General features: G+C 38.6%; 22 protein-coding genes. 7 read left to right on the plus strand and 15 right to left on the minus strand.

The genetic code is table 11. The features are described 5' to 3' along the window. Positions 1-1,119 carry a glucose-1-phosphate adenylyltransferase subunit GlgD gene (gene glgD / locus V6C17_RS07275; protein ID WP_333521886.1) on the minus strand — a complete coding sequence of 373 codons (1,119 nt, stop codon included), beginning with the start codon at positions 1,117-1,119 and terminating at the stop codon, positions 1-3. A gap of 40 nt (positions 1,120-1,159) precedes the next feature. Further along, positions 1,160-2,341, minus strand: coding sequence for a glucose-1-phosphate adenylyltransferase (locus V6C17_RS07280; RefSeq protein ID WP_333521887.1), 1,182 nt, complete (start codon positions 2,339-2,341; stop codon positions 1,160-1,162). A 445-nt stretch (positions 2,342-2,786) separates the two neighbouring features. Between V6C17_RS07280 and V6C17_RS07285 the strand changes: the two genes are divergently transcribed. Beyond that, entirely contained in the window at positions 2,787-3,461 is a 675-nt protein-coding gene (locus tag V6C17_RS07285) for a 3D domain-containing protein (RefSeq protein ID WP_333521888.1), read from the plus strand. A 57-nt stretch (positions 3,462-3,518) separates the two neighbouring features. Here the strand turns inward: V6C17_RS07285 and V6C17_RS07290 are convergent, their stop codons facing one another. Beyond that, complete coding sequence (locus V6C17_RS07290) at positions 3,519-4,571, minus strand: M48 family metallopeptidase (protein WP_333521889.1); 1,053 nt, start codon at positions 4,569-4,571, stop codon at positions 3,519-3,521. 248 nt (positions 4,572-4,819) lie between these two features. Between V6C17_RS07290 and V6C17_RS07295 the strand changes: the two genes are divergently transcribed. The 3 genes from V6C17_RS07295 to ppdK are packed head-to-tail and all read left to right on the plus strand — an operon-like array spanning position 4,820 to position 8,979. After that, entirely contained in the window at positions 4,820-5,461 is a 642-nt protein-coding gene (locus V6C17_RS07295) for a helix-turn-helix transcriptional regulator (protein WP_333521890.1), read from the plus strand. After that, entirely contained in the window at positions 5,439-6,329 is an 891-nt protein-coding gene (locus V6C17_RS07300) for a pyruvate, water dikinase regulatory protein (protein ID WP_333521891.1), read from the plus strand. Before V6C17_RS07295 ends, V6C17_RS07300 begins: the two co-directional genes overlap by 23 nt. Continuing rightward, a complete protein-coding gene (gene ppdK / locus V6C17_RS07305) occupies positions 6,322-8,979 on the plus strand; it encodes a pyruvate, phosphate dikinase (protein WP_333521892.1) in 2,658 nt (885 codons plus the stop codon). Before V6C17_RS07300 ends, ppdK begins: the two co-directional genes overlap by 8 nt. Positions 8,980-8,999: 20 nt before the next feature. Here ppdK and V6C17_RS07310 read toward each other — a convergent pair whose 3' ends face one another. The 5 genes from V6C17_RS07310 to V6C17_RS07330 all read right to left on the minus strand — a co-directional run bounded on the left by V6C17_RS07310 (position 9,000) and on the right by V6C17_RS07330 (position 17,107). Continuing rightward, positions 9,000-9,914 carry a CYTH domain-containing protein gene (locus V6C17_RS07310; protein ID WP_333521893.1) on the minus strand — a complete coding sequence of 305 codons (915 nt, stop codon included), beginning with the start codon at positions 9,912-9,914 and terminating at the stop codon, positions 9,000-9,002. Positions 9,915-9,946: 32 nt separating this feature from the next. After that, positions 9,947-12,538 (minus strand): ABC transporter substrate binding protein, encoded by a 2,592-nt coding sequence (locus tag V6C17_RS07315; protein WP_333521894.1) that lies wholly within the window; start codon positions 12,536-12,538, stop codon positions 9,947-9,949. 184 nt (positions 12,539-12,722) lie between these two features. Beyond that, on the minus strand, positions 12,723-13,388 hold the full coding sequence (locus V6C17_RS07320) for a hypothetical protein (protein WP_333521895.1): 666 nt from the start codon (positions 13,386-13,388) through the stop codon (positions 12,723-12,725). A 12-nt stretch (positions 13,389-13,400) separates the two neighbouring features. Beyond that, entirely contained in the window at positions 13,401-14,357 is a 957-nt protein-coding gene (locus V6C17_RS07325) for a DUF1858 domain-containing protein (protein ID WP_333521896.1), read from the minus strand. 137 nt (positions 14,358-14,494) lie between these two features. Beyond that, positions 14,495-17,107: an ABC transporter substrate binding protein gene (locus V6C17_RS07330; protein WP_333521897.1), complete on the minus strand. Its 2,613-nt coding sequence runs from the start codon at positions 17,105-17,107 to the stop codon at positions 14,495-14,497. 304 nt (positions 17,108-17,411) lie between these two features. On the opposite strand from V6C17_RS07330, the gene V6C17_RS07335 reads away from it, so the two are divergent. Both V6C17_RS07335 and V6C17_RS07340 read left to right on the plus strand, forming a co-directional pair. Further along, on the plus strand, positions 17,412-17,981 hold the full coding sequence (locus V6C17_RS07335; protein ID WP_333521898.1) for a xanthine phosphoribosyltransferase: 570 nt from the start codon (positions 17,412-17,414) through the stop codon (positions 17,979-17,981). A 158-nt stretch (positions 17,982-18,139) separates the two neighbouring features. Then, positions 18,140-19,198 (plus strand): glycosyltransferase family 9 protein, encoded by a 1,059-nt coding sequence (locus V6C17_RS07340; RefSeq protein WP_333521899.1) that lies wholly within the window; start codon positions 18,140-18,142, stop codon positions 19,196-19,198. Here V6C17_RS07340 and V6C17_RS07345 read toward each other — a convergent pair. Continuing rightward, positions 19,191-19,796, minus strand: coding sequence for a DedA family protein (locus V6C17_RS07345; protein ID WP_333521900.1), 606 nt, complete (start codon positions 19,794-19,796; stop codon positions 19,191-19,193). The two genes, V6C17_RS07340 and V6C17_RS07345, sit on opposite strands and share 8 nt — an antisense overlap. A 109-nt stretch (positions 19,797-19,905) precedes the next feature. After that, a complete protein-coding gene (locus V6C17_RS07350; protein ID WP_333521901.1) occupies positions 19,906-20,442 on the minus strand; it encodes a GNAT family N-acetyltransferase in 537 nt (178 codons plus the stop codon). A 170-nt stretch (positions 20,443-20,612) separates the two neighbouring features. Between V6C17_RS07350 and V6C17_RS07355 the strand changes: the two genes are divergently transcribed. Further along, positions 20,613-20,735 (plus strand): hypothetical protein, encoded by a 123-nt coding sequence (locus tag V6C17_RS07355; RefSeq protein ID WP_333521902.1) that lies wholly within the window; start codon positions 20,613-20,615, stop codon positions 20,733-20,735. 126 nt (positions 20,736-20,861) lie between these two features. Here V6C17_RS07355 and V6C17_RS07360 read toward each other — a convergent pair whose 3' ends face one another. The 5 genes from V6C17_RS07360 to V6C17_RS07380 all read right to left on the minus strand — a co-directional run bounded on the left by V6C17_RS07360 (position 20,862) and on the right by V6C17_RS07380 (position 26,891). Further along, complete coding sequence (locus tag V6C17_RS07360) at positions 20,862-21,989, minus strand: DUF362 domain-containing protein (RefSeq protein WP_333521903.1); 1,128 nt, start codon at positions 21,987-21,989, stop codon at positions 20,862-20,864. Between the two features lie 216 nt (positions 21,990-22,205). Beyond that, positions 22,206-23,216 carry a hypothetical protein gene (locus V6C17_RS07365; protein WP_333521904.1) on the minus strand — a complete coding sequence of 337 codons (1,011 nt, stop codon included), beginning with the start codon at positions 23,214-23,216 and terminating at the stop codon, positions 22,206-22,208. Positions 23,217-23,305: 89 nt separating this feature from the next. Continuing rightward, positions 23,306-24,172: a toll/interleukin-1 receptor domain-containing protein gene (locus V6C17_RS07370; RefSeq protein ID WP_333521905.1), complete on the minus strand. Its 867-nt coding sequence runs from the start codon at positions 24,170-24,172 to the stop codon at positions 23,306-23,308. A 105-nt stretch (positions 24,173-24,277) separates the two neighbouring features. Then, complete coding sequence (locus tag V6C17_RS07375; protein WP_333521906.1) at positions 24,278-24,904, minus strand: helix-turn-helix domain-containing protein; 627 nt, start codon at positions 24,902-24,904, stop codon at positions 24,278-24,280. 199 nt (positions 24,905-25,103) lie between these two features. Beyond that, positions 25,104-26,891 (minus strand): ATP-dependent nuclease, encoded by a 1,788-nt coding sequence (locus V6C17_RS07380; RefSeq protein WP_333521907.1) that lies wholly within the window; start codon positions 26,889-26,891, stop codon positions 25,104-25,106. Positions 26,892-26,962: the final 71 nt, after the last annotated feature.

Raw genomic sequence — 26,962 nt, forward strand, 5'->3', positions numbered from 1 at the left:
CTAAATCACTGTCCCTTTCTCGATGACAAGAGGATACCGCTGATCCCCTTTAAGCCATTTGCCATTTGTGATAATTACATCTTTATCACATATTACGTTTTCGATGATAGCATTCTCAGCGATCTCACACTTTTGCATAATAATACTGTTCCTAATGCATGCTCCCTTATTTACTTTTACACCTCTAAAAAGAACGCTGTTTTCAACTTCTCCTTCGATAATGCAGCCATTAGCCACCATAGCATTACTAATCTTGGCATTTTCCTTATACTTGGCAGGAGCCTCATCCTTCACTTTGGTATAAATAAGTCCCGACTTCATGAAAAGTTCCTGCCATTTTTCCGGCTTAAGAAGTTCCATATTATGGCGATAGTAGCTGGCGATTGAATTTATTCTAGCAACAAAACCTTTATGTTGATATCCATAAATTTTCAGGCTGTCAATATTCTTTATTAATCCATCCTTCAGTAAGTCCACACCGCCACGAGCATAGCAGCCGTTAATTATATCAACAAGTAGTTCTTTCCTCATTAAATACATATCCATTGATATTTTGCCGCCATTAACTTTTGCTGGATTAACAGCTAAATCAATAACACGACCATCGTCAGTTGTAGCTAGAACAGTGCTGCCAGTAAAATCTTCACTATCCTTTTCTTGCTCTTTATATACGATTGTAATATCAGCACCAGTATTTTCATGGAACTGAAAAGCTTTGCGAAAATTCATATTGCACACGGTGTGACTATTACTGATAAGTACATACTTTTGCCTACTGCTCTCTATATAGTCCAAGTTATGATAAAAATTTTCTATATCGCCGTTGCCTTTGACAGCACCTGATGATGCTTGAGCTGGTGGAAGGATAAAAAGGCCATCACGCTTGCGGGCTAAGTCCCATTCCTTGCCTGATCTTAGATGGTCCATCAGCGATCGTGATTTACTCCGCAAGAGAATTCCTACATTTTGGATGCCGGAATTAACCATGCTTGATAAAGTAAAGTCTATAAGGCGGTATCGTCCGGCAAATGGAACAGCTGCTAATGGACGATGCTCAGTTATTTCTTGAATTAATTCCTCGTTTTCATAGAGATTTATGATACCCATAACTCGTTTCATAATAACACCTCTCCTGATTTGCACCTGCTAACAGTTATATCTAACCTACTTGTTTTTGTATTATTATACCGCCAGCGCCCACTTGGGCATCACGAGGTACAACATCCCCCTCTGGTATTACAGTAATTTCACTGCTTTCATCACCGATTACAGCACCTTCCTCAATCACGCATCGACGGCAGACTATAGCCCGGTTTATTTCAACATTTTCACCAATGTTAGCATAGGGCATTATGACAGAGTTTCTTATTTTTGCTCCAGCCCCAATCTGAGCTCCTGGGAAGATAACCGAATGATCTACATCTCCATAGACTGCAGCACCTTCACTTATCAGCGAACGAGTTACACTTGCCTCAGCGGCTATATAGTGCGGGGGTCTAGTAGGATTAACAGAATATACACGCCAAGAAGGATTATGAAGATCTAAATCAGGTTCGTCGCATAGTAAATCCATATTGGCTTCCCAAAAACTTTCGACAGTACCAACGTCTTTCCAGTAGCCATCGAAATGGTATGAAAATAACCTATGTCCTCCTGCTAGCATTTTAGGGATGACATTTTTACCAAAATCATGGCTAGAGTTAATATCTTTAGCATCCTCCTCGAGGCTTCGCTTTAAAAACTTCCAGTTAAAAATATAGATACCCATTGATGCCAAATTACTGATTGGCTGAGAGGGTTTTTCCTGAAAAGCTGTTACCCTCCCATTTTCGGCCGTATTCATTATCCCAAAACGCGGTGCCTCTGCCCAAGGCACTTCAATTACCCCGATAGTAGCCTCTGCTTTTTTAGCTTTATGATATTCAAGCATAATTGAGTAGTCCATTGTATAAATATGATCGCCAGAAAGCACCAGCACATAGCTAGGGTTAATCATTTCAATAAAGTTTATATTTTGATAAATGGCATCAGCGGTTCCTTTATACCATTCTGCGCCCTTTTCTCTTGCATAAGGCGGAAGCACATAAACTCCGCCGTCCTTCCTATCTAAATCCCAAGCACCGCCTGCTCCTATATAGCTGTGCAAAGCCAGTGGCTGGTACTGGGTAAGTATACCCACCGTATCAATTCCCGAATTGTGGCAATTACTAAGGGGAAAGTCAATAATCCTATATTTCCCGCCGAATGGTACAGCAGGCTTCGCTATTTTTTTGGTTAAACTGCCTAATCTGCTTCCTTGCCCTCCTGCCAAAATCATCGCCAAACACTCTGTTTTACGCATGTTACTTCCCCCTTTGGTTGTTCGCTAGCACCAGCGAAAGCAAATATTCACTACTGCACACTTTTTCACACTATGCATTGACTACCGCAAATTATTACTACTTTTTTATTTTTTTGATACTTAACAAATGAGCGTAACTAACGCACCAAACTCAACTTTACTGTAACAGCACTCAGGTAACGTGCTATTCCTATACTCAAATTGGTATTCAATAAGTAGCTCGATACATATATACTAAACTTAATTGCAAATAATTTACATTTATATTACTACACCCTCAATGAATCTTTTGTCACATCATGGTTAATAAATTGTCGATATTCGTTATGCTTTTGTTAAATATTTTTTACAAAAAGTAATTTATATAACTACCAGGAAATGCTTTGGATTAATTAGCGAAAATAGCTGAAAATATAATAAAGCCTCGCAAAAGGAGGAACATAGCATGAAACGCAACCACTACCACAAAAGAGCAAATAGAAAATATGACCGAAGGCTGGCAGCAGCTTTTATCGGAGCTGCTTTATTATCGACGGCGTCTTTTAGTCCAGTGGCATCAGCAGCAGTCCCAGATTTGCCGACTAAGCCTGCTGTCAGCTCCACAAAGCCATTGTCCCCTCTAAATAAGAATGTTGATAGAACTAGATCAGCCAAATCCATTGCAGATCAAGTTAAATTGGACAAAGAAACCGCCAATGCTCCTATTAAAACGTCATACACCGCAAAGAAAGCGGTCAAACAGCAAAATCAAAGTAAGGCCGCCGCGAACAAAAACCAGGAAAGCAGTAACCAAGCTGCACCTAAGGCTAAAGAAATAATAAATGTAACTGCTACCGCTTACGCTCCTGGTGCACATGACAATGGCAAGTGGGGCAATAAAACTCATCTTGGGACGCAAGTCCGTCCAGGTGTCATCGCCGTAGATCCTAATGTAATTCCACTTGGCTCTAGTGTATATATCGAATTTCCAAATGGACAAGGCATGCATGCTATTGCCGAAGATACCGGCGGCGCTATAAAAGGTAATCGAATTGATATTGCTAAATGGTCTGTAAGCGAAGCTGAGGATTTTGGCATTCAGACCGCTAAGGTGCATATTCTTAGCAGAGGTAATGCCTAAAACGCAACCTGTAGCCAAAAAGCCGGCCAACGCTGCTGCGTTAACCGGCTTTTTTTATTACTCTTTTGCAATTGATTTAGGTTTCCATTGTTTTAAAGCTTCAACATATAAGCTCGCTAGTTCTTGCGTCCCTACACCTTGTGCCGCTGCATCTTCTGGTGTAACTGTAATTATCTTTTGGTCATCATAGTACACTGTAATATTTGTCCCATCGGTATCTAGGATGTACCGATCCTTGTTATAATCAGGCAATTGAGCCAGCCGGTACAGAGTACCAGCAACGAAATACGCACGGTAAAGAGGCTTATATCCACCTAAAGAGGCGTAAATAGGAGGCAGCTGCCAGTCACCCTCTGCTACTTTGGCCCACTTTGCATTTTCGTCCTGAATAACACCAGGACTTACTTTAGCATCCTTTAGGTATTTTAAAGCAGCTGCTACACGCGCTTTGCCTTCGGGATGGTCTGAAAACAAGTCATAATGATATTTCTGGTCAAGCTCGGATAATTTATATAACCCGAGCAGCATACTATAAGGATTGTACCCTGCTTTCAACGAATGGCTGAACCCAAGGTAGTCAGCTTCCCTCTCGTCAGATCTGCTGTGGCCAGCCATTATCGCGTTATAAGCTATGTTCTGCAGCATAACACCACGATCACCAAAAACGACCCCAAAAAGCACGCTCATCCCGAGGCTTTTCTCCATCTGCTTAACTGTATGTTTTTTTACTACATGGCCTATTTCATGACCTATTACACCGGCAAGTTCATCATCTGAAGGCATATGATCAACTAATCCTTTAAATATGTATATGTACCCTCCAGGGGCAGCTAATGCATTAATATCCTTAGAGTTAAGTACTTTAAAACTGTAGGGCAAATCGCGGCGGTCGCTAATGGCTACCATGCTCATTCCGATTCGCGCTATTCGATCCTGCAGTTCTTGGTCTTCAACTAATCCATACTTTTTCTCAAGCTGTTTTCCTACATCACGCCCAATAGAAATTTCTTCTTTGGTACTAATTAAACCCGCACTTGCTATTGGCATTGCTAAAACATTCATGGCTATGGCAAAAGTCAGAGCTAAGCCTGTGATTCGGCGTAAAAGCACAAGAACCTCATTCCTTTCGATATGATTTAGTGCAACCTTTAGTATATTCCGTCTGCACCCCAATAATCCCTTTATAACTTTAATCTGATTATATGGAAAATAAAGGTTATTGGCAAAAGAATGATGAAAACAATTAATAATGCGTCATATTAGCATGTCAACAGCCTTTACAATCATATTGTTTTGAAATATAGTATATTATATTCGCAATAACTTCTGAATTAGTGTATACTATTCACTGAAGGCAGGTGAATTATATCGAATTATCACCAAGACAGGCAATAATACTGGATATGGTTAAAGACTTTGGACCAATAACAGGAACACAAATTGCCGAAAAATTATCCCTTAGCAGAGCAGCCTTACGCTCAGACCTAGCTATTTTAACAATGTCAGGTTTGCTTGGGGCAAGGCCTCGAGTTGGCTATTTTTATACTGGCAAAAACCCTTCAGAACTTGTGGCCGGAATAATTGGGAATATACTGGTCGGGGATGTTCAGTCTAGACCAATAGTCATTAGAGAAACCTGCACAGTTTATGATGCTATCGTTACAATGTTTATTGAAGATGTCGGTACTCTTATAGTAGTGTCAGCGGACGGCTTCATAGAGGGGATTGTTTCCAGAAAAGACTTGCTAAAAGCGGCGATGGGTGGCAAAGATATCAATAGTCTGCCAGTAACCCTAGCTATGACTAGGATGCCGAATATCATTTTGGCAACACCTGATGAATCAGTTTTGCGTGCTGCTCAGAAACTTATAAATCATCAAGTAGATGCTCTTCCTGTCGTCGAAATAATTAAATCAGGAACCAGCGAAAAATATAAAGTGGTCGGACGTTTCACAAAAACAAATATTACACAGCTTTTTGTACAGCTATCAAATAATTAACTCCAAATTATTTAAGGAGGTAATCTATATAAACTTACAAATAAATCGTTCAAAGGCTCCCATTATTTATATTCTGTCAGACTCCATTGGTGAAACTGGAGAAGTAGTAGTTAAAGCCGCAGTCAGCCAGTTCGCATCAGGCCATGTTGATTTCCGCCGAGTACCATTCTTAATCTCAGCTAAGCAAGTAGAGGAGGCTTTACTCGAAGCGGCCGATGCTGGCGGCGTTGTAATCTATACACTTGTTCGCCCAGACTTGAAAGCTTTTTTAGAACAAAAAGCTAAACAGCTAAAGCTTACTGTTGTAGATGTTATGGGGCCGATCATCGACGCATTGAAACAAGTTACTGACCTGCCTCCTAAAAATGAGCCGGGTGTAATTCGTAAAATTGACGAAGCTTATTTCAGCAAAGTTGAAGCAATAGAATTTGCTGTTAAATATGACGATGGTAAAGAGCCACGCGGTCTCTTAAAAGCAGACATAGTGATTATTGGTATCTCGCGGGCTTCCAAAACCCCTCTTTGTATGTACTTAGCCCATAAGGGCATCAAAGCAGCTAATTTACCGCTGGTACCAGAAGTACCACCACCTGCAGAACTATTTCAGGTTACGCCGCAAAGAGTAATTGGTCTTACAATAAAACCTTCGCTCTTATTTGAAATACGTAAAGAGCGTTTAAAATCCATGGGACTTTCTCCCGCAGCTGACTACGCTAGCTTCGAAAGAATACTTCAAGAATTGGAATATGCCGACAACATTATGCGTAAAATTGGCTGTCCTGTTCTTGATGTCACGAATAAAGCTACAGAGGAAACAGCAGCTAAAGTATTAGAATTTTACTATAAAGGGGTTGGCAAAAATGTCTAAATACGTTTATTTATTTAATGAAGGCAAAGCGGACATGAAGTCACTTTTAGGCGGCAAAGGGGCAAACCTTGCTGAAATGACTAATATCGGTCTTCCTGTGCCTCCTGGCATGACTATTACAACCGATACTTGCCGGGAATACTATAAAGCGGATCGTAAGCTTCCTGAAGGAATGAAGGAGCAAGTTCGCAATAATCTAACGCAAATTGAGGCTGCTACCGGTAAGAAATTTGGTGACGCCGCTAATCCACTTTTAGTTTCTGTTCGTTCTGGTGCTGTGTTCTCAATGCCTGGTATGATGGATACTATTTTGAACCTAGGTCTTAATGAAGCTACAGCAAAAGGGCTGGCAGAAAACACTAACAATCTTCGTTTTGCTTACGATGCTTATCGCCGCTTTATTCAAATGTTCTCAGACGTTGTCTTAGAAATTCCTAAGCACTCCTTTGAGCATTTGCTTGCAGATCAAAAAGAGGCACAAGGCGTTACATTTGATCAAGATCTTACCGCTGAGTCACTTAGAGTGGTTATCGATAACTATAAAGCCCTTGTATTAAAAGAATCCGGACATCCTTTCCCTGAAGATCCAATGGAACAACTTTTCATGGCCGTTGAAGCTGTTTTCCGTTCATGGAATAACGACCGCGCTATAATCTATCGTAATCTTAATAAAATCGATCACGATCTAGGTACAGCAGTAAATATACAGTCAATGGTATTTGGTAATATGGGAAATGATTGCGGCACGGGGGTTGCTTTTACTAGAAACCCATCTACCGGCGAGAAAAAACTTTACGGAGAATACTTAACAAATGCGCAGGGCGAAGACGTTGTTGCCGGTATCCGCACTCCTCAGCCTATCGCTAAATTGCAGGCCGAAATGCCTGAAATTTTTGACCAGTTTGTAAAAACAGCTGAAAAACTTGAAAACCATTACCGCAACATGCAAGATATTGAATTCACTGTTGAAAAAGGCAAACTTTATATGCTGCAAACTCGTAATGGTAAACGAACTGCTCAAGCAGCAATAAAAGTAGCTCATGATATGGTTCAAGAAGGGCTCATCAGCAAAACAGAAGCCCTTTTGATGGTTGAGCCAGGTCAGCTTGATCAATTACTGCACCGCCAAATTGACAGTTCTGCTAAACTAAATGTTTTAGCAACTGGTCTTCCAGCTTCACCGGGTGCGGCATCTGGGTCTGTTGTTTTTGACGCTGACGATGCTGAGCGCTTAGGTAAAGCCGGTCAAAAAGTAATGCTTGTAAGAATGGAAACTACTCCTGATGATATTCATGGAATAATTGTCGCGCAAGGTATTCTAACAAGCCGTGGCGGCATGACCAGTCATGCGGCAGTAGTTGCCCGCGGCATGGGTAAACCGTGCGTGTGCGGCTGTGAAGCATTGAAAGTTGATTATAATAATAAACAGTTCACTGTTGGTAACGTTGTTATCAAAGAAGGTGACCATATTTCTATCGATGGCGCTACAGGTCGTGTTATTTTAGGCGATGTACCGATGAAAGACCCTGAGCTTTCGGCGGAATATTTAGCTGTTCTTGACTGGGCTGATGAATTTAAGCGTCTTGATGTTCGCGCTAATGCCGATACACCAGAGGATGCGCTAAAAGCACGTGAATTCGGTGCAACTGGTATAGGCTTAACTAGGACTGAACATATGTTTATGGCTCAAGACCGTCTGCCATTTGTCCAACAAATGATTCTAGCTGAAACTCTCGAAGAAAGACAACAAGCACTATCTCATTTACTACCAATGCAAGAAAGTGATTTCTATGGCATTCTTAAAGCAATGGAAGGCTATCCTGTGTGCATACGTCTATTAGATCCACCATTGCATGAATTCCTTCCTAGCCAAGAAGAACTGCTAGTTGAAACTACCGTTCTTAAAACGCGCGGCGATAATGCTGAACTTTTAGCCCAGAAAGAAGAATTATTAAAACAAGTCCGTAAGCTGCACGAGTTCAATCCTATGCTTGGACATCGCGGCTGCCGTCTTGGCATAACCTATCCTGAAGTGTATGAAATGCAAATGCGGGCCATCTTTAATGCAGCTGCCCGTTTGACCAAAGAGGGCTTCAAAGTCTTACCTGAAGTAGAGATTCCTCTTACAATCAGCAAAGCTGAAATGTCCTTCTTCAAGGTACGAATTGATCGTATAGCAAAAGAAGTAATGAGTGAGTTTGGCGTTAACTTCCATTACACCTCCGGAACAATGATCGAGCTTCCGCGTGCAGCTCTTCTAGCTGATGAGTTGGCCGAAGATGCTGAATTCTTCAGCTTTGGAACAAACGACCTGACTCAAACTTGTCTAGGGTTCAGCCGCGATGATGCCGAAGGTAAATTCCTACCGCACTATCTTGAGTCCAAAATATTAAAAGAAAACCCATTTGTTGTGCTTGATCGTCAAGGCGTAGGCAAACTAATGGAGATAGCAGTTGCCGGTGGCCGCAAGACTCGTCCAAATATTGTTACAGGCATTTGTGGTGAACATGGCGGTGAACCAAGTTCAGTCGAATTCTGCCATCAAATTGGCCTCGACTTTGTTAGCTGCTCACCATACCGTGTTCCTATCGCCCGTCTTGCTGCAGCACAGGCTGCCGTAAGCAATGGAGAAAATCTAGGCACTAGATAATAGTAAAAGAGCTGCTGGCTTTAGCCAGCAGCTCTTTCTAATTCAACAGCCCATAAGCGCAATAATAAAGGTATCGTCCTTTTAAAATCAAACTGTCTAGACTGACGTAAAGCTTCGATCCATGTATTTATACCATTCTCAAACCCCTGATAGCCAGGTTGCTTATCAATGTCTTGTTTTAGGGCTAACAGTATACTCAGTTGAATATCCTCATCCGAACTATAAGTACCGGCCCATTTATCATATTCTAATGATAGCAGCTGATGAATATGAATCAAAATCTTATTCTTAGTAAATGATTTTTCTTCAAAAGAGCCTAATCCTGCCAGCTCTAACCCACGGACGAATTTACTGCGTGGTTCTAATACCAGCGAAAAACACTCTGCCAGCCTGGCTCCTGCTTTAAAAAGAGCGACTGGATTTCCCCTCTTCAATTCCAACTCAACTTCCAATATAGGAGCGTGCCGTTCGCCAGCAATAATATCTCCTTTATCTGCTGCCAATTCTATTACAGCATCATCTGCTTCAATAATTTTTATGTTCCGTTCGAACCTGGTTATCATTATTGCTCGCAATTCATTTGCACCGACAATTTTTTTGATGCTGCCGCCTATGTCAGTATCATCAAATATCGCTAGATCTGGATTAGGCTGAGCTATAATCTTATTGTATTCCATCCGGCTGTGAAGCCCGCCGTCACTCTGCCCGCCGCCCTTGATAGTGGCTACCCATTCTCCTTGTTCCCGCCGAATTCTGAAGGCCAACCCCTTCTTACGCAAGTGCCCTGTTACAGTATCATAGTATCTAGCTTCAAGCGTTTCATTTCTAGTCCGATCTGGTTTAATAAATTCATGTAAATCTTGAAGCTTTATTATATTATCCCACTCGCTAGCATCTACTACCTGAAGCTTTAATTCGATTTCGCAATTACCCAAAAGTTTAATACCCCCAAAATGATGCTGAGTTTTTATAGGTTGTAATCATCATCTACGCTAACTTTGCCTGAATTTTTGCATTTATACATATTGAAATCTGCTTCTTTTATCAAGTCAGCTGCCGAAGTCGCTGATGCGGGCATGTATTCGGCAAAACCGTGGCTTAAACTAATTGTAAAACAATTATCACTGGTATCATTATAGGTATTTATCCTCTCAGCTATTCTTTGCCAAAGCTGTTCGCCTTGCTGCATAGAATTATCCGAAAGTATTATTAGAAACTCGTCGCCGCCCAATCGACACAGCAAATCTGATTTTCGCAGAGCTTCCTTTAGAATTTGGCTTACTGCTTCAATCAGCCTATCCCCTTCATTATGACCACACTTATCATTGACCTTTTTCAAATCATTCACATCAACAAAACAAACAGTAAACGATTTGCCAGTACGATCAGCTAAGGCTATCTGCTCCTCTAAAAATATCAATCCAGTACGGCGATTTAATACACCTGTCATTGTATCAGTTGTTGCGTACAACTGTAGTTCACGCTCAACCTTCTTCCGGCGAACTATATTTACATACAGCAAACATATCGCGGTAACCAGCAAAACAATAAACGATCCAACACCCCAAACTAAAGACCTGTACTGCTCATAAAAAGTAATTGGGCGATTTACTATAAAACTTCCTTCTGGCATACGCTTTGGGTCAACGCTGAATTTTAATAATTGATTATAATCAAACATATAGCTATTTGGGCTTTCTTTTACAACAGGAATATTCCTTGGCTGCTCACCAGATAAAATGCGGGACACCATCTTTGCAGCCATTTCGCCTTGCGAATAACCATTAGTTAACAAACCACCCACTATCCCATGGCCTATATAAAAATCCCACAAACCGTATATTGGCACCTTAGCTCTCTGAGCTATTAACTCGATGCTCTCTTCGTAGGAAAATATATTATTTGACTTATCCTGATTAAACGATAGTAAAAGAATAATACTATCTTCCGGCAGTTGTGTGACTTTTTCCTGTACCTCTGACATATTCATATCTTCTAGAATAACAAAGTTAATACCATTAGCAGAAAAGCTAGGCATAATTGAATTTAATAAGCGCCTGTTACTCTGCCCAAGCGGAGTTTTGTCATTTATAACAGCAATGGTTTTGGTGTTAGGATGCATTTGCAAGGCAGCTTTTATTGTCCCCTCAATATCAATATTTTCGACAATACCAGTAAACCATTGGTTATGCTGCGCAAATTCTTCTTCATTAAAGTTGTTAACGCCGCAAAATACTATAGGTGTATTAGGAAACAACTCCTGCTGATAAGTAAGCATGAAAGAATAAGCTATATCATCTGTTACAAGTACTGCATCAAACTTCTTGTTACTATATTTATAATTATAGGCTTCATGTAGCTTCTGAAGGTACTCTGGGCTGGGATTTCGTTTAGTATCCATATAATCGGTATGAAATTCAATATTCTTGTTGTCCCCGAGTATCGACTTAATTCCGGCATCAATGTTCTGCACCCATACCATGTCCGAGTGGTAAGAGTTTAGTACTAATAGCTGCTTCTTATTACTATAAACCTGATTAATTATCATACTGTTTTCAGGCAGTTGGTAGTTTTTAATGCCAAAACGCTTCATCTGCACTTCATCAAACATGTATCGATTTGTACTATCCTGCACAACTGGTATCGTTGAGGGCTGCTGACCATTAAGTATGCTTAATGCCATTTTAGCAGCCATTTCCCCCTGAAAATAGCCATTTGTAAGCATACCTCCGACAATGCCATGCCCTAAATAGAAATCCCAAACTCCATACACCGGAACTTGGCTTTTTCCTGACACTAAGGATATGCTTTCATCGTAGGTAAAATAGTCACCCGCCACATCTTGGAAAAAAACTAAAAAAAGTACTATGCTGTCTTGAGGTAAGCGCTGCACTCTGTCCAATATTTCTGGCATTTTTAAGTCTTCAAGTGAGATAAAATTAATATTAGTGAATTCAGATGTCGTATCAAGCAAATTTCTTCTGATTCCCTGACCGGTTATTGTTTTATCATTTATAACATATACATTTTTAGTGTTTGGATGGATAGTAAGCGCCGTCTCAAGTGTCTTTCTAATATCATACATCTCAACAACACCGGTAAATACATTTCGATCCTTCACCATACTGTCTTCGAAATAATTCACACCGCAAAAAACGATTGGAGTACCAGGGAACAATTGCTGATGAAATTGCTCCAAAAATTGAAAAGCAGCATCATCCGAACAAATAATTACATCAAATTTCTTGTCTTGAAACTTGTACTTATAAATCTCATAAAGCTTATTGATATATTGTTCATCTGCAGATATCCTTTTAGTATCCATGTCCTCAATTTGCACATTAAAGCGCTGCGCATTTGGACCTAATACCGATGATATCCCTTCTACAATGTTGTCAGTCCACTTATACCCTTTATGGTAGGAGTTAAGAATAAGAATGTTTTTTTTATTATCATAGCTGTGATGGGCAAAACCAGCGTTGACTGTTATAAGGGTAAGACAGACAATCGCAGCTAATACAGCACTAACAAGTTTTTTCCTATAGTTTTCTATCCGCATTATAGTCACCTTCGGTAATAAGCATTGATCCATAAAATATACGCCTAAATTAGTAGAATATCCTTCATTTTTTGTAATGTTCTACCAATTTTAGTAGTAAAACACTCTTGTCTGGCAGTAAGTAAAAATCCGACAACGGTATCGTTGTCGGATTTTTATCTTGGTTCTATTTAATTAAGTAACCTTAACGCGCAATTTGATGTTTATTAACACTGTCCCCTTTAGTAATATCAGATACTTGCTGGTATGTGAAATCATTATTCATTGCTTTGACAAATCCAGCCAGCCAGTTTTGGTAGAACCCCGTCATTACAGCTGCCGGTATACCTGCCCGCTTCCAGTTGCTGGCCTGCAAGCATTCTGCGCCCTGCCAAACTACTTTGTCTGACGAACTCTCGACAACTTCATCGGCTTGATCACACGGCATTCCATTGAGATAGTAATCCTGTAAGGCGCGGTAAATACCGTCTGCTCCTTCAGCATTATATTTACCTTGGGCTTTAGCATGTTCGCCGCATATTGCACCATGCTCAGCAAAAGCTTGTGATACAACATCTTTGCCAGCATCACTGCATGAATCTAATAGTTCTTTTATGAATGTGGCTTCTCTTGTCTCAGCGATATTAATTTGACGCTGCAGCCAGCCGTGGATATTAGACTGGTCGATTACATCTATTAGATCAACATCTGCCAGTGGCTCGCCATAACTTTGCCAGGCTTGTGCTCTTAGTTCTTCAGCCGTACTGCCGCACATCGCTTCGGCTTTAGCGTAAACAATCTGCTCACGCTCAATTACTCGACGAATCTTATTAAAAAGCCAGTAATGTATATGTCCTAAAAATGCACTCATTTTAAATCCCCCTTATATAACCTTATTTAATGCTGCAACTAGCTCTTCTACATTGAGACCGTGAATTTCAGCGGCCTTCCATACTGGCTCACCAGCTGAAGACGGACATCCTAGACATCCCATGCCGAAAGCACGGAGCACTTGTATTGTCTGAGGATAAACTCTGATTATATCGCTTATAACACTATCTCTAGTAATCTTATCGCCAAGGACTAATGTCCCTTCAGTCAGTCCGCCTGGAAGAGGAACAATCTTTTCACCAATTTTGGACTGCTCTACCTTAGGCTCAGCTTCACGACTAACTTCACCATAAAATTCAGCTAAAACATCAGCTTTAAATTTCTTCAAGCCTATCCGGTCAATAAATTGTCCAACTCGCTCTATATCTGCATTCTTTTGATAATATCTAAGTATAATATCCACTATTTTCAATGAATCATCATAGCTTAAACCCTCGACAAGTTTATCTGCCAGTCTAGGATGTGATCCGGCAGTTCCGCCTACATAAACATCCCAGCCTTTATCAGTTGCTAAGAGGCCAATATCTCGAACATGTACCTCAGAGCAGGAATTTTCACACCCAGCAACTGCCATTTTTATTCTCGAAGGCATTTCTTTTTTATGATACAGCTTATCAAGTTCCATGCCTAATTTAATACTATCAAGTTTACCCCTCTTGCAAAATACGCTTCCAGGGCAGATCTTCACACTACGAACGCAATTTGCAAAGCCCATAGCTGGCTGCATATCTAACTCCTGCCATACATTCTCTATATCCTCTGCTTTAAGGCCTGTAATCATAATACGCTGAGCAGAAGTTAGTTTCAGAACTCCATGATATTTTTCGGCTACATCAGCATATTTACGCATGATGTCAGGTTTTATAAATCCACCAGGTAAATGTGGTGTTATAGCATATGTTTTCTTTCCATCACGTATTTTTTGTAGGTTAGCTCCCTTTGGTAACATTTTCCGCACCTCCTAGATTTCTTGTTTTTATAATACCCTATTTCAAACGCTTCTACTGTGATTTATATCAATTTTTTTACTAAATATTTGGCAAAGTTACCCTTAGCAGCAAAAAGCCTGATGTGTAAAACGTCAGGCTAGGGCTTACAGCTATTTTCTTTAGTATAGCTCTTCTCCTCGTACATTGCTTTATCAGCAATAATCACAAACTCATCAACTGTGAGTCGCTCATTTTTGTCAAATTGAGCAAACCCTCGGCTCACTGATAAATTATAGGGCTTGATACCAGAACTGTTGTGTGTGCTAATATTATCTTCAATCCTTTCCCAGATGCTTTTTGCCTGTTCTATATCACTATCTGGGAAAACTAATAAGAACTCGTCGCCGCCGAACCGGCATATGATATCTGATTTTCTAAGTGATTTTTCTAACAGACTGCTTATTGTTTTTATTAAGTAGTCTCCCTCTTGATGGCCGTAGGAGTCATTGACTACTTTCAAATTGTTTACATCAATAAAACATATAGTGAGCTTCCTTGTGCCTCTTTTTGCTATTTCCATCTGCTTTTCTAGGAAGTCCAGCCCAGTTCGCCTATTAAAGACACCCGTCATCGAATCTATTGTTGCATAATATTTCAGCCGCTCTTCTGCCCGTTTACGTTGTACTACAAGAGTTATTATAGTAAAAGCTCCGACTACACTCCATATAGTTGTCTTGTATTTGTTATAGGCAGATTCCGGCGTATTAATTACAATACTATCTGGGGGAAGTTTTGCAGTGTCTATACCGAACTTAGTCAGTTGATTATAGTCAAACATATATCTATTCGGACTTTCTTTAACTACAGGAATTAAAGCAGGTTTTTCGCCATTTAATATTCTCAAGATCATCTGTGCGGCCAGCTCACCTTGCGAGAAACCGCTTGTCATCATCCCCCCGACAATCCCTTGTCCAAGATAAAAATCCCATACAGAATAAATTGGTACTTTAGCACTTTGTGAAATCAACTTTACACTTTGTTCATAAGAAAACAAGTTATTTGATTTATCTTGATTAAAAGTCATCATTAGTACAATAGTATCTTTGGGCAACCCATTGACCCGCTCTTGCAATTCAGACATGTTTAGTCCTTCAAGAAATACAAAATTCATTTGCGGAAACTCCGCAATCGCTTCTTGGAGAACATATTTATTGGCAAGACCTGTTGCAGTGCGGTCATTTATTATTGCAAATTGGGATGTCTTCGGGTGTAGTCTTAGGGCAATTTCTAATGTCTTCTTGATATCTATAGCTTCAACTACTCCGGTAATCTGTTCATGACCAACTAAGTCAGCATCCTCGAAGTAATTTACACCACAGAAAACTATCGGGACATTAGTAAAAAGCTCATTATGATATTTCAGCAAAAATCTATATGCCGTATCATCTGTAGCGATGACAGCATCAAATCTTTTAGTTCCAAATTTATCTTTGTACACTTCATAAAGCTTTTGCGTAAATTCAGGCCCATTATTACGCTTCGAATCCATAAAATCAATGTATAACTCTATGTTTTTTCCGCTAAATACGGATTTAATACCTTTTTCAATACTATCCGTCCAACTCATTCCATGGTGATACGAATTGAGCACTAGGACCTGCTTAGATTCCGAAAAGCTATCATTTATTACTAAGCTATTTTCGGGAAGGTCAGCTTTATTTATGCCATAACGCTGCAATTGGACGGCGTCGAACATGTAATGGTTGGGACTTTGTTTTAATATCGGGATGTCCTTAGGATGCACGCCATTAAGTATTTTAAGAGCCATTTTCGCGGCAGCTTCACCCTGGTAATATCCACTGGTCAGCATTCCACCGACTATTCCATGCCTTAAAGAGAAATCCCAGCACCCATATATCGGCACACGGCTTTTAGCGGAAATCATTTCAATACTCTCATTATAATTAAAGTAATTCCCATCGACATCTCTAAACATCACTAAATATAAAACAAGAGCATCATCTGGCAGCGATTGCACTTTAGCCTGTATCTGAGACATATTTAGATTGGCTAAAGAAATGAAATTGACTCTGCCCGCAAAACTCGGCAGAACCTCATGCAGACTGCGGTCAAGCGCATAGCCTGTTGTGGTTTTATCATTTATTATATATATATCTTTAATATTCGGATGAAGATTTAAGGCTAATTCTATGGTGGCTGCTAGATCTTGCGCCTCTACTACACCTGTTATTAGCGAATCTCCCGCAATCTTGTCTTCTTCAAAATAATTCACTCCACAAAACACTATCGGTGTATTAGGGAAAAGCTCATCATGATATTTAATAATAAACTGATAAGCATCATCATCAGAGCAAACAATCACATCAAACTTTACGTTTTTAAATTTATACTTGTAAATCTCATATAATTTATAGATATACTCATCATCGGTTATTCTTTTTCTATCCATATCCTCTACGATAATATTTAAATTACGTGAATAAGGTTCTAGTACTGACGCAATGCCCTCAACAATATTGTCCGTCCATTTATAACCTTTATTGTAGGAGTTAATTACTAGAACATTCTTCTTCTGCAGGTCATTAGCCCATACTAGCCCGGTGGTTGCTATGAATAAAAGCATTAATAGAATGCTTATAATCTTAATAAGATTTTTCTTTCTCGTATGCATGTACACCCTTTTCACGCCCCGATCTATATAACCATATAGCATTTCGACATAGCTTATTCTTTTCCTTGTTTTTTCCATATATTTCTATACCAGTTTATATATTATCATTTTAATTGGAAGATTGCTTTACAGTTTATATAACATATGTTTATAAAACTGGCCACAATTGTTCTCTATAAGTATTTTTAATAGACTCATTAGCACAGCTTATTTCCACTATAAAGCTTAGTGTGCTAAACTCCTATAATAAGTATATTTGTCCGCGATCTGATCAGTACAATTACCCGTAATTCGAGTTGAAGATAATCAGATCATCACTAAAGCATCAGATGATTACGCTCACTGATGCAAATTTTTCTTTATTGTAAAATATGGAGGATTTATGGAATTACTGAAACAAAAGATTCTAGACGAAGGAACCGTCTTGAGCGGCAATGTTTTAAAGGTTGACTCCTTTCTTAACCATCAGCTAGACCCTATGCTAACAATGCAAATGGGGGCGGAATTTGCTAATCGTTTTGAAAACTGCCGTGTAGATAAAATTCTAACGATTGAATCGTCCGGTATAGCAATCGCTCTAGCAACTGCACTAAAGTTTAATGTTCCGCTTGTATTTGCCCGTAAGAAGAAATCAGTACTTATGAATGAAGAAACTTATAGCACTGAAGTATTCTCTTACACAAAACAAGAGACAAGCAATATAACCGTCCTCAAAAAGTTCTTGCCTGCGGGAGAAAAGATACTCATAATCGATGATTTTTTAGCCAGCGGTGAAGCAGCAGTCGGTCTGGCTAACCTTGTCCGTCTAGCAGGCTGTGAAGTTGTTGGTATTGGTATTGTCATCGAGAAGAGTTTCCAATCTGGTGCTGATAAGCTTAAGCAAGCTGGTTACCGTTTAGAATCACTTGTTCGTATCGGCTCACTAGATGACTGTAAAGTAACGTTTTTATAAATATTAATGCGTCAGCTCCAGTGAAATTGGAACTGACGCATTAATATTTTGAGCAATTATTGATTGATTTTAATAGCTAGACTTAAGCATAATATAATAGTAATATTTTTAGTCTAACGATATGAAATAAGTTTAAAAGTAAGGTGGCTTAATAAACTATGCTAGCTAACCCACGGATACTTATAGTAAGATTGAGCTCAATTGGGGATGTACTACACTGTACGCCTGTAGCTCGCTCACTTAAGGAAGCTTTGCCTTCGTGTCATATCACTTGGATTGTCGGTCAAGTGGCCGCAGATATGGTACGTTTTAATCCATATATTGACGAAGTACATATTTGGCCGCGTGAGAAATGGGAAAAAGCAATGCGCTCAGCAAAATTCAAAGAAGCTTGGCAGATATGGCAAGATTTGAAAGACTATTTTAAATCAAAGCATTTTGACATAGCACTTGATATTCATGGATTATTCCTTAGCGGCATGGTAACGGCAGCTAGTAAAGCCACTCGCCGCATTGGCATGAGCAATACACGTGAACTGAACAGTCTTTTTATGAACGAAATCGCGCCAATGTATGATGAAGACATTCACGTTATACAGCGTTATCTTAGTATTCTGCGCCCGCTTAATATAACAACTACTGACTATAAAATGACTCTTGAGACTCCGAAAGAAGCAGATGAATTTGCTAGAAACTTTTTATCAACTCACGGTGTAAAACCAACTGATAAAATTGTTGCTGTCAATCCTGTGACTACTTGGAGTGCAAAAAACTGGCCCCCCGAAAACTTTGCGAAAGTCATTCAGGAGCTAGCAGCCAATAATAAAATATTACTTTGCGGCGGACCGTCTGATAAGGCTGTCGCCGAAAAAATAATCGAACTAGCAAGTGTCCCTGTAATAAATGCGGTTGGACAGACAACACTCCTTGAAATGGCTGCGCTGCTTAAATTATCAAACGTCCTAGTAGTCGGCGATACTGGTCCACTACACATGGCTGTAGCCTTAGGGACACCCAGTGTAAGCATATTTGGTGCTACTGCGCCAAGCAGATTCGGGCCGCTTGATCCAGGGCATATCGTCCTTAAAGGCCAAGTCGAATGCGCACCATGCTATAAAACAGTTTGTAAAACTAAAGATATACGCTGCCTAAAATCCGTTAAACCCGAAGCTGTAATAGAGCAAACATTGGAAATTTTAAAATCAAACCCTATCTAAATCCCCGCACTTTCTTTTTTCTATGCAGATATGCAATTATACCCAAGACAAGCATGATAAGAATAGCTTTGGCAAGTCCATAACCTATATCATCTACCTGCCGCCAATTCTCACCAAGCATTTGTCCCATGTAAACTAGGAGAACTACCCAGATAACTGAGCTAAATCCAGTAAATAAAAAGAACACCCAAAAATCCAGCTTTATAAAGCCTGCAGGAATAGCTATAACACCTCTTACTACGGGTAACAGGCGGCCAAAAAATATCGTAAGTGCGCCATAGCGTTCAAGCAAAAATCTTCGTTTTTCGATTTTACGAAAAGTAATGCCAAACACATGCCCATATTTCTCAATAAACGCAGTGCCGCCATAATAGCCAATAGCATATGCAAGGCATGCTCCCATGAGCTCCCCAGTAATGCCAGAGATTATTACTGGGGCAAAGTTAAGCTGGCCCGTAAAAACTAAAAAACCGGCAAAACCTAGTGTAACCTCGCTTGGTATTGGCATGCCAACATTAGCTAGCAGTAAAGCGAGGCTTATTGCCGGATATCCCCATATAGAGATATACTCTATTAATCTGCCGATTAGCTCGTCCATAAGTCAGCTCCTATTACTTATTGTATCTATTCATTATTCCCATTTTTTCCATTTAATAGGCATAAACTAAAGCACCGAGATTCTCATGCAAGAACCCCGGTGCTTTAGTTTATGCCTTTTTTAGTTTTTCTAAATATTCATCTTCTAGAATTGCTAAGATAATGAGCGATTCGTACCTGTCACCCGTCTTTATACAATCTCTAATTCTACCTTCCTCAATAAAGCCTTCCGACTTATACAAATTTCTAGCTCTGTCATTATATTCCTTAACATCAAGCCAAGCACGATGAGCACCCAAATCTTCAAATGCCCAAGCCTGCAACATTTTTACTGTTTCTCGGCCATAGCCTTTTCCCTTATCAGCCATGATAATCCGCATAAACTCAATCTCTTGAAAAGGATTTTTAAGGCCTGAAACAATAACAAAGCCTACCTTTTTGAAGCCATCGGCAGTTTCTACAATAAAATGCTTGGTGTTATCGATATTTAACAGCCTTGCATGTTCCTCTTTGGGCCAGGGAATGACATATTGAGCGTTTTCTTCGGCATGTTCGGTTTCCATTATATAATCAAGGTCACTATCCATAGCCTGTCGAAACCGAATAATAGAAGACTGTTTTATAATTTCTGCTTTATTTTCGTCCATATAAAAACCCCTTCATGCAACTTGATAGATTGTAAAATCAATTTTAAGATATGTTATATTTTACTGCATCTCTTAAAATGGCACAATTAGTTTGAAATTTTATTGACATCTAAAGGAATAATCTGGTATTATTTAGATATTGATTATCATTATCATTTGGAGGTATCATAATGAAGTATGAAAATTCTATAGAGATCAATTTTGAGAAGATTCATTATCTCACTGAAAAACTCCGCAGAGCCAACGAAGAATTCCGCAATAGCAAAAATAGAATTTTTCTAAATAAACACTAAGAAGCCTTCTAAATAAAAACCAAGTTTATAGAAGCGTTTCTTGTTTGCCGTCACCGACTGGTTCTTATTTATAGTATACTTTTATTAATATAAACGTGATATTGCACCGCGCAATATCACGTTTATTTATTTTCGTCGTAATTTCTTAGCGGTTTTAAGCAGCGTGCCATCTTTTAGACTTACTGCATTAACAGGACAGAGTTCCTGGCAACAGTAGCATCGAATACATTCACGATAGTCTATAACCGCTCGATTATTCTCAATTCTGATTACTTTAGGCGGGCAATGCTGGGCACACCGACCACAGGCGATGCAGTTTTTCTCAATCCACGGTTTAGCTGTAAATTGATTCTGGCTAAAGTCAACCAGCCAGCTAGGCAAGCGTCCTTCAAGCCTATCAAAATTCTTAGGCTCAGTAAAATGATGAACTATATCTTTTCCGTTTCCTACTATCTCTAAACCGGCAAGTGTTTGCGAAAGCTTTGCCGCAATAGCAGCTTGAGCTACCGGCATTTTTTCAGCTTCAAACCCCATGCATTTTGCCATTGCTAAATCAACCGAAAAACCGCAAGACCCAGCTAGTAACAGCCCGCTGTTGATTGGCGTTCCATTGCGCGGTCCCGCCCCTTCCATTCCTACAATCCCATCGACTATTGATAATACTGGCTTAATTGCGCCATACAAATCAATAAGCATATGGGCAAAATCAGATCTCTTTTTCATTCTTAGATGAAATTGAGCTTTATCTGGTCCTACGAAAAAACCAAACAAATTCTTAACAGCACCCGTTACACCCATAAACGAGTGGGTTTTCATTTTAGCTAAAGAGATTACTTTGTCGACTTCCATATAAACCTTTGCTACGCTTATTTTTTTAAGGATCATACCGTTAGGCAAACTTAACTCAGTCGGCACTTCAAAAGGAACAACGGTTGTATTTTCTTCTAAGCAGACCTTCAATATACCGCACTTCTCGGCAACCTTTAACGTATTGCCTAAGCCTGGTGAATCGCCAACGACAGGTATACCCCCAGCAGATTTTACTAATCGGATGACGGCTCGTACTACTTCGGGATGGGTAGTTACTGAAAGACCTTTGTCCACCCCTTCGAGCATGTTCGGCTTAACTAATACTCGCTCGCCAGGCTTAATATATTTTGACATGCCACCTAAATGGGTAAGTAATTCTGTCATAGCTTGCTCGACGATTTGTGTATCGTATGAATTGGCTTTTACAACTGCTACTTTTCTCACGAGGGATTCCCCTTCCATAAATCATACAGGTGAATAGAATTAGATTATCCATAGAACTAAAGGAGTTTAAACTCTACTCTGACATTGTGCTAACAAAAAAAGTGCTCCCACACATCTCTACCGTAAAAATATACTTCTCCTGAATTTAATGTAATACTAAAGAAAATTAAAAATTGTACTATGACTTGCTTTAGTAAAAACCATTACAAATGTAATTTATACTCTTTTCAATTCGAGTTCTAATATCTTTAGACACAATTCAAGTAATTCATTAGTCAATTGCACAAGTTTATTATGAGCATCTTTGTCTACATTTTTGCCATGAAATAACCCATTTCTTGTATCTATAAAACATTTTGCCTTTTCATTATCAACATTAAACTTCATTAATCCTTTAGAAATCTCACAAATGTCAAATTTATCATTTAATATTGCACACAATTTTTCATATCTTGTTTTAATTGTTGATGTCTTAATGATTTGTGATAGCCTATTATATACTCTTTGACAGTATTCGTTATCACCACCTAGTATATCTGTAATTTGAGGCTTAAGCTTAGCTAATAAAGCGTTTTGTTGTTCACAGTTAAAAAGAGATTTGGCTAGATTCTCATCTTTTTGAAAAGTAGTTTCTATTCTTTCTATTATCGTAAATAAAGTAAAATACTTACTTTCAACATCTCGACTTCTTAATGCCCTAAATATTGTATCTATATATATACTTGTAATACCGCCAATGGTATATGATTTATATAACAAATCGATATTGCTTAAATTTAGTCCTTGTGAGATACGCATACTGGCAATTCTATCGCTAGCACTAAATTGCTCTTTTATAAGGAGATTATAATGATTTGCTATTTTATTTTTTATAATTTTATTATTATCCATCACTAAGAGTCGATCGCTAACTATTTCCACTTCTGATTTTTTAAATGAAACATTAGGTTGAAATTCCCTATTGTCGTAATTTTGCATTTGAAGTGTTATAGTTACCGCTCTACAAACAAACTCTATAATATCGTATGATTTTAGCAATGCTTCATTTGCCGTTTCACAGACTAATCCTTTTATATTAATACTAAAATTGGGATGTATCTCAATTTTGCACCCATTCACAATATCTTCAAAACAAAATGGGGTAAACTCATAGTTTATTTCTCTTTTAAACTCTGACCCATCCATATACTCATAAAACAAAACTGTTTTTAAAACGAATTCACGCACATGCCTAACCTCCCAAAATATTGACGAAAAAGTCCTAACTTTTGACCTTAGTTGCACCAGATAAATTAGTCTTCTTATCTGGAATCAATTTAAGCAAGAAGGCCTAGTCGCTCATAAATAAAATTAGCTAATTGTCGTGAGGAAAATTTATTTCCATCTATATATCCATCTGTATTGAAAACCCCATCAACATGCCCATCATCTAATCGTATGTACATAATTTTTTCTTCTTCTTTTTCCATAATCAATTCACGAATAGCCCTAAATTCAAGTCCACACCATTTTTTATCTTGATATTTTTCGCACAAAAAGACCACAATTAGTTTTGATCGATTTCTATAAATATCTTGCAATAAAGTGTCCAATGATGGTCTAGCAAGCTGACTAATATAATTATTATCATAAAAGATTCGGCTCTCATCAATTAGTTGTCCTAGTTCTTCCACAATTTGTTTGACGACATCTCGCGATTCACCAGCAAATGTAAATGATATATCAAAAATATGTTTCGTAATATCAATAGGTTTTGTCGATGTTAAAGGGTTTAGAACAATATCTAAAGCTTGTAACTCTTTAAAAAGATTAACTTTTTTTAATGCCCAATGAGTTCTATTTAATTCCCACTCATGAATATCCAGCTCAAACTGCCTCTTACGTAGATACTCTGATGGAATCTCTTTAACTTTTCGAAATACAATTTTAACTTTACCTTGACGAACTAGAATATCTGTTATACACCCTACACTAGCATTTTTTTCGCAGTAATCTTCATAAGCAAAAATACAAGGATACTTTTTCAATTGATCTATTTCATCTGTCCCAAATTTAACATATTTCTCAACTAAGTCACTTTCTGTATACTCTCTTATACAACGCGATAAATCAAATATTACTGTATCTTCTTCCCAAGCTTCTTCATTACCTGAGATTAGAAGATTATATATTTCTTGAGCCATTGTAAGATCATTCCTTTTTGTAATAGCGTTTGCTTATTATCAGCAATATTGATACCAGAGACTTTGTACAACATATAAAATATTTTAGAAAAGTTTATCTCTTCACTAATCTGAAACTTTGTGTAGTTGTTCATCAGTGTGGTTTAGAAAATTCTCTAGAAACTCAGGTAAATAACGCTCGCAGATTTCTTTCCTAACAATTGCATGTCCCCCGAACATGCGAAATACAATAACATCTTCCTCTTCGTTCAGCAACATCGGTCTAGAATGTGCTTGTATACATGCTTCAATCGCTCTCAATGGAATAACCGGTCTCAGTCTTCTAACTTCCAATGTTCGCATTTCATCTAACCAGCCAACCCATTCTGTCTGCCCCCCGATTACACTATTTTCTTCGGATTGAACCCAGTAATACTCAGAATTCTCGTCAACAGCAATACTTCTTTTGCATTGAAGATAGCGGCTATAAATCTTATTATACTTTCCATTCAGAAAAATCTTGTTTGATTCTTCTTTTAAATCGCCTTCAAATGCTAACAATCCTAGCAAATAGTCCGAGGAGACATCAAAATATGTTGCCAATTTCACCAACGTGTAAGTATCAGGTTTAGACTTATCTGTCTCGTATCTTTGAATAGATTTTATACTAACACCTAATTCCTCCGCTAATTTTTCTTGACTCAATGAAAGAGAAATTCTTAATTCTTTTAGCTTTTGTCCTTGCGTTTTCACAGCCCATTCCCTCCTGATCATCTGTATCTTGATAATAGTACAAATAATTCCTTTAGAAAATGGACAAATATGTCTTAAAGTAGGAAGAACGAAAAACCTTTTAGATCCTGCCATATTAATGGAAAGGTTAAACAACAAACTTGTATCCATTTATCATTTTCAATTAACACTTAAAAAACAAACCGCTATTAAAGCGGTTTTAAATAGTCTTTTGTCTCACTAGCATTTCTAACTGTTCAATATCCATCCATTCAATGGCATTTTTCGGTAACTGCTTAGAATGATCAATCAGTGCTTCTAATAACATTTCTATAATAGAAAAATTGTCTGGCTTGTTCTTTAACTTGACTAGTGCATTGTAAGGTTTCTCCGCTTTCATCTCCTCATCAAAATATGCTTCTTCAAAGTTGGGTACTGATGCAACAACTCTAACTTTACACGAATTCAAACTAGCCTGACTTAAAATATCAATATTTTTACTCCACGCAGGATTTACTATTTCTTTTTCTTTTCTCATTACCTTTGGTTTATCGCTATCGTGTAGAACAGAGTAACTAGTCCCAAAATGATTTAATATTTTGATTAAAGAAACTATCGTAGCCTTACCTCTTGCTCTAATAACGTGTACATTCTTAAATTTGTCAGGCTTTTCAACCATAACGTGTTTAAATGCTGTATATTCGGTGTCTCCTTCTACAATTATAATGCTACCCCCAAAGAAAAACTCAGCCACATATGGGTCAAATATATTTAGGAGTTTCAACTGATCTTTGTCATTCTCTTCTAATTTTGCTTTATCAGGCCTGAATATTGTAGTTCCACGTATTTCTGTATCAGTTTCTCGCGCAACTCTTACAATCGTTGTGTTATCCCGAGAAATATCAATAAATTGCGGGGAATGTGTAGTAACCATCACTTGCCAGTTGCCGCACTTCGGGAGACTATAGAGCAAATCGCAAGCTTCTCGAACAGCGCTTGGATGCAAACAAATTTCTGGCTCATCCAATAGTAGAACATGTGGACGGTTCGCATCTTTACCATTTTTTCTTTTGTTTTCACATAATATTCGCAAAGCAGTCCATAACAAAGTTCGCCTTGCTCCACTCCCTTGCCTATCGACTGTACTCATGTAACCCTCTTTAGGTCCCATAAGCAACTGTGAATTTGCCTTAAATAAATGGATACTTTTTTCCAAATCATCTTCCGGACGTGCATCATATTTGATCTCATACCCAGGAAAAACTTTATCAATATATTCCGTCAGTTCTGTTTGGACTTTATCGATTTCTGCTTGACTTTCTGCAACTATCTTCTTTTGGATAGCCTTGATACTAGATAATAATTTACTATATTCAGTCTCATCCTCATTCTCACCAGAACTCAGTGTTTTAAAGCTCTCTACTCGTTCCTTAATTACACTCTCTAAAAGATTTATTATTTCTTTAGTTTGGTTTTCAGGTGTATCAAATGCATCCACTTTATGCGGCTGAGGTCTTCTAGCATTGGAAACTGCCGCAGCACCCCAAGGTCTTTTTTCAGGGTGCCAATCATTCAATTCTTTACTAAATCCACGTCTTTCGGGCTTTCCGACCTGCGTCCAAGTCCATTTTTCTTTAACAAGTTTTTCACCATTATCCATGGTTAGTATCCACTCATCACCTGGACTATTATCATATACCACCGTATGTAATTCGATTTCAGGCAAACAATTTTCATCGATCTTTCCGTTTGGAAAGTCCTGAATAGTTAGAGCTCCCTCCGACGAACCTTCTGACATCACAACTTCATAAGCTCTTAAGATTGAGCTTTTTCCACAATTGTTAGGCCCTACTAGAACAACAATATCATCTAATTCGATTTCGACAGGAGTTGAACCGATACACCTAAAATTTTTTATAACCAGTTTACTCAACCTCGGTCTAGGCATCGCTATACTTTCTAATATTATTGTTTGATTACAGGTAATATCTTTCTTTTTAGCTGCCATAATACGCCTCCTCTTTGAGCAAAAACAATAAATCTTGTAAAACTTTCATACTGCTTTTCACTACAATTCAT

Source organism: Dendrosporobacter sp. 1207_IL3150, from assembly GCF_036763085.1.
Taxonomy (GTDB): domain Bacteria; phylum Bacillota; class Negativicutes; order DSM-1736; family Dendrosporobacteraceae; genus JBAIYU01.

Bases quoted from the DNA above. Each gene is read 5' to 3' on its own strand.
- V6C17_RS07350 (WP_333521901.1), bottom strand. From the start codon at position 20,442: ATGGACGAAAATAAAGCAGAAATTATAAAACAGTCTTCTATTATTCGG.
- V6C17_RS07280 (WP_333521887.1), bottom strand. From the start codon at position 2,341: ATGCGTAAAACAGAGTGTTTGGCGATGATTTTGGCAGGAGGGCAAGGA.
- V6C17_RS07340 (WP_333521899.1), top strand. From the start codon at position 18,140: ATGCTAGCTAACCCACGGATACTTATAGTAAGATTGAGCTCAATTGGG.
- ppdK (WP_333521892.1), top strand. From the start codon at position 6,322: ATGTCTAAATACGTTTATTTATTTAATGAAGGCAAAGCGGACATGAAG.
- V6C17_RS07315 (WP_333521894.1), bottom strand. From the start codon at position 12,538: ATGCGGATAGAAAACTATAGGAAAAAACTTGTTAGTGCTGTATTAGCT.
- V6C17_RS07320 (WP_333521895.1), bottom strand. From the start codon at position 13,388: ATGAGTGCATTTTTAGGACATATACATTACTGGCTTTTTAATAAGATT.
- V6C17_RS07325 (WP_333521896.1), bottom strand. From the start codon at position 14,357: ATGTTACCAAAGGGAGCTAACCTACAAAAAATACGTGATGGAAAGAAA.
- V6C17_RS07355 (WP_333521902.1), top strand. From the start codon at position 20,613: ATGAAGTATGAAAATTCTATAGAGATCAATTTTGAGAAGATTCATTAT.
- V6C17_RS07335 (WP_333521898.1), top strand. From the start codon at position 17,412: ATGGAATTACTGAAACAAAAGATTCTAGACGAAGGAACCGTCTTGAGC.
- V6C17_RS07370 (WP_333521905.1), bottom strand. From the start codon at position 24,172: ATGGCTCAAGAAATATATAATCTTCTAATCTCAGGTAATGAAGAAGCT.
- V6C17_RS07380 (WP_333521907.1), bottom strand. From the start codon at position 26,891: ATGGCAGCTAAAAAGAAAGATATTACCTGTAATCAAACAATAATATTA.
- V6C17_RS07285 (WP_333521888.1), top strand. From the start codon at position 2,787: ATGAAACGCAACCACTACCACAAAAGAGCAAATAGAAAATATGACCGA.
- V6C17_RS07330 (WP_333521897.1), bottom strand. From the start codon at position 17,107: ATGGAAAAAACAAGGAAAAGAATAAGCTATGTCGAAATGCTATATGGT.
- glgD (WP_333521886.1), bottom strand. From the start codon at position 1,119: ATGAAACGAGTTATGGGTATCATAAATCTCTATGAAAACGAGGAATTA.
- V6C17_RS07345 (WP_333521900.1), bottom strand. From the start codon at position 19,796: ATGGACGAGCTAATCGGCAGATTAATAGAGTATATCTCTATATGGGGA.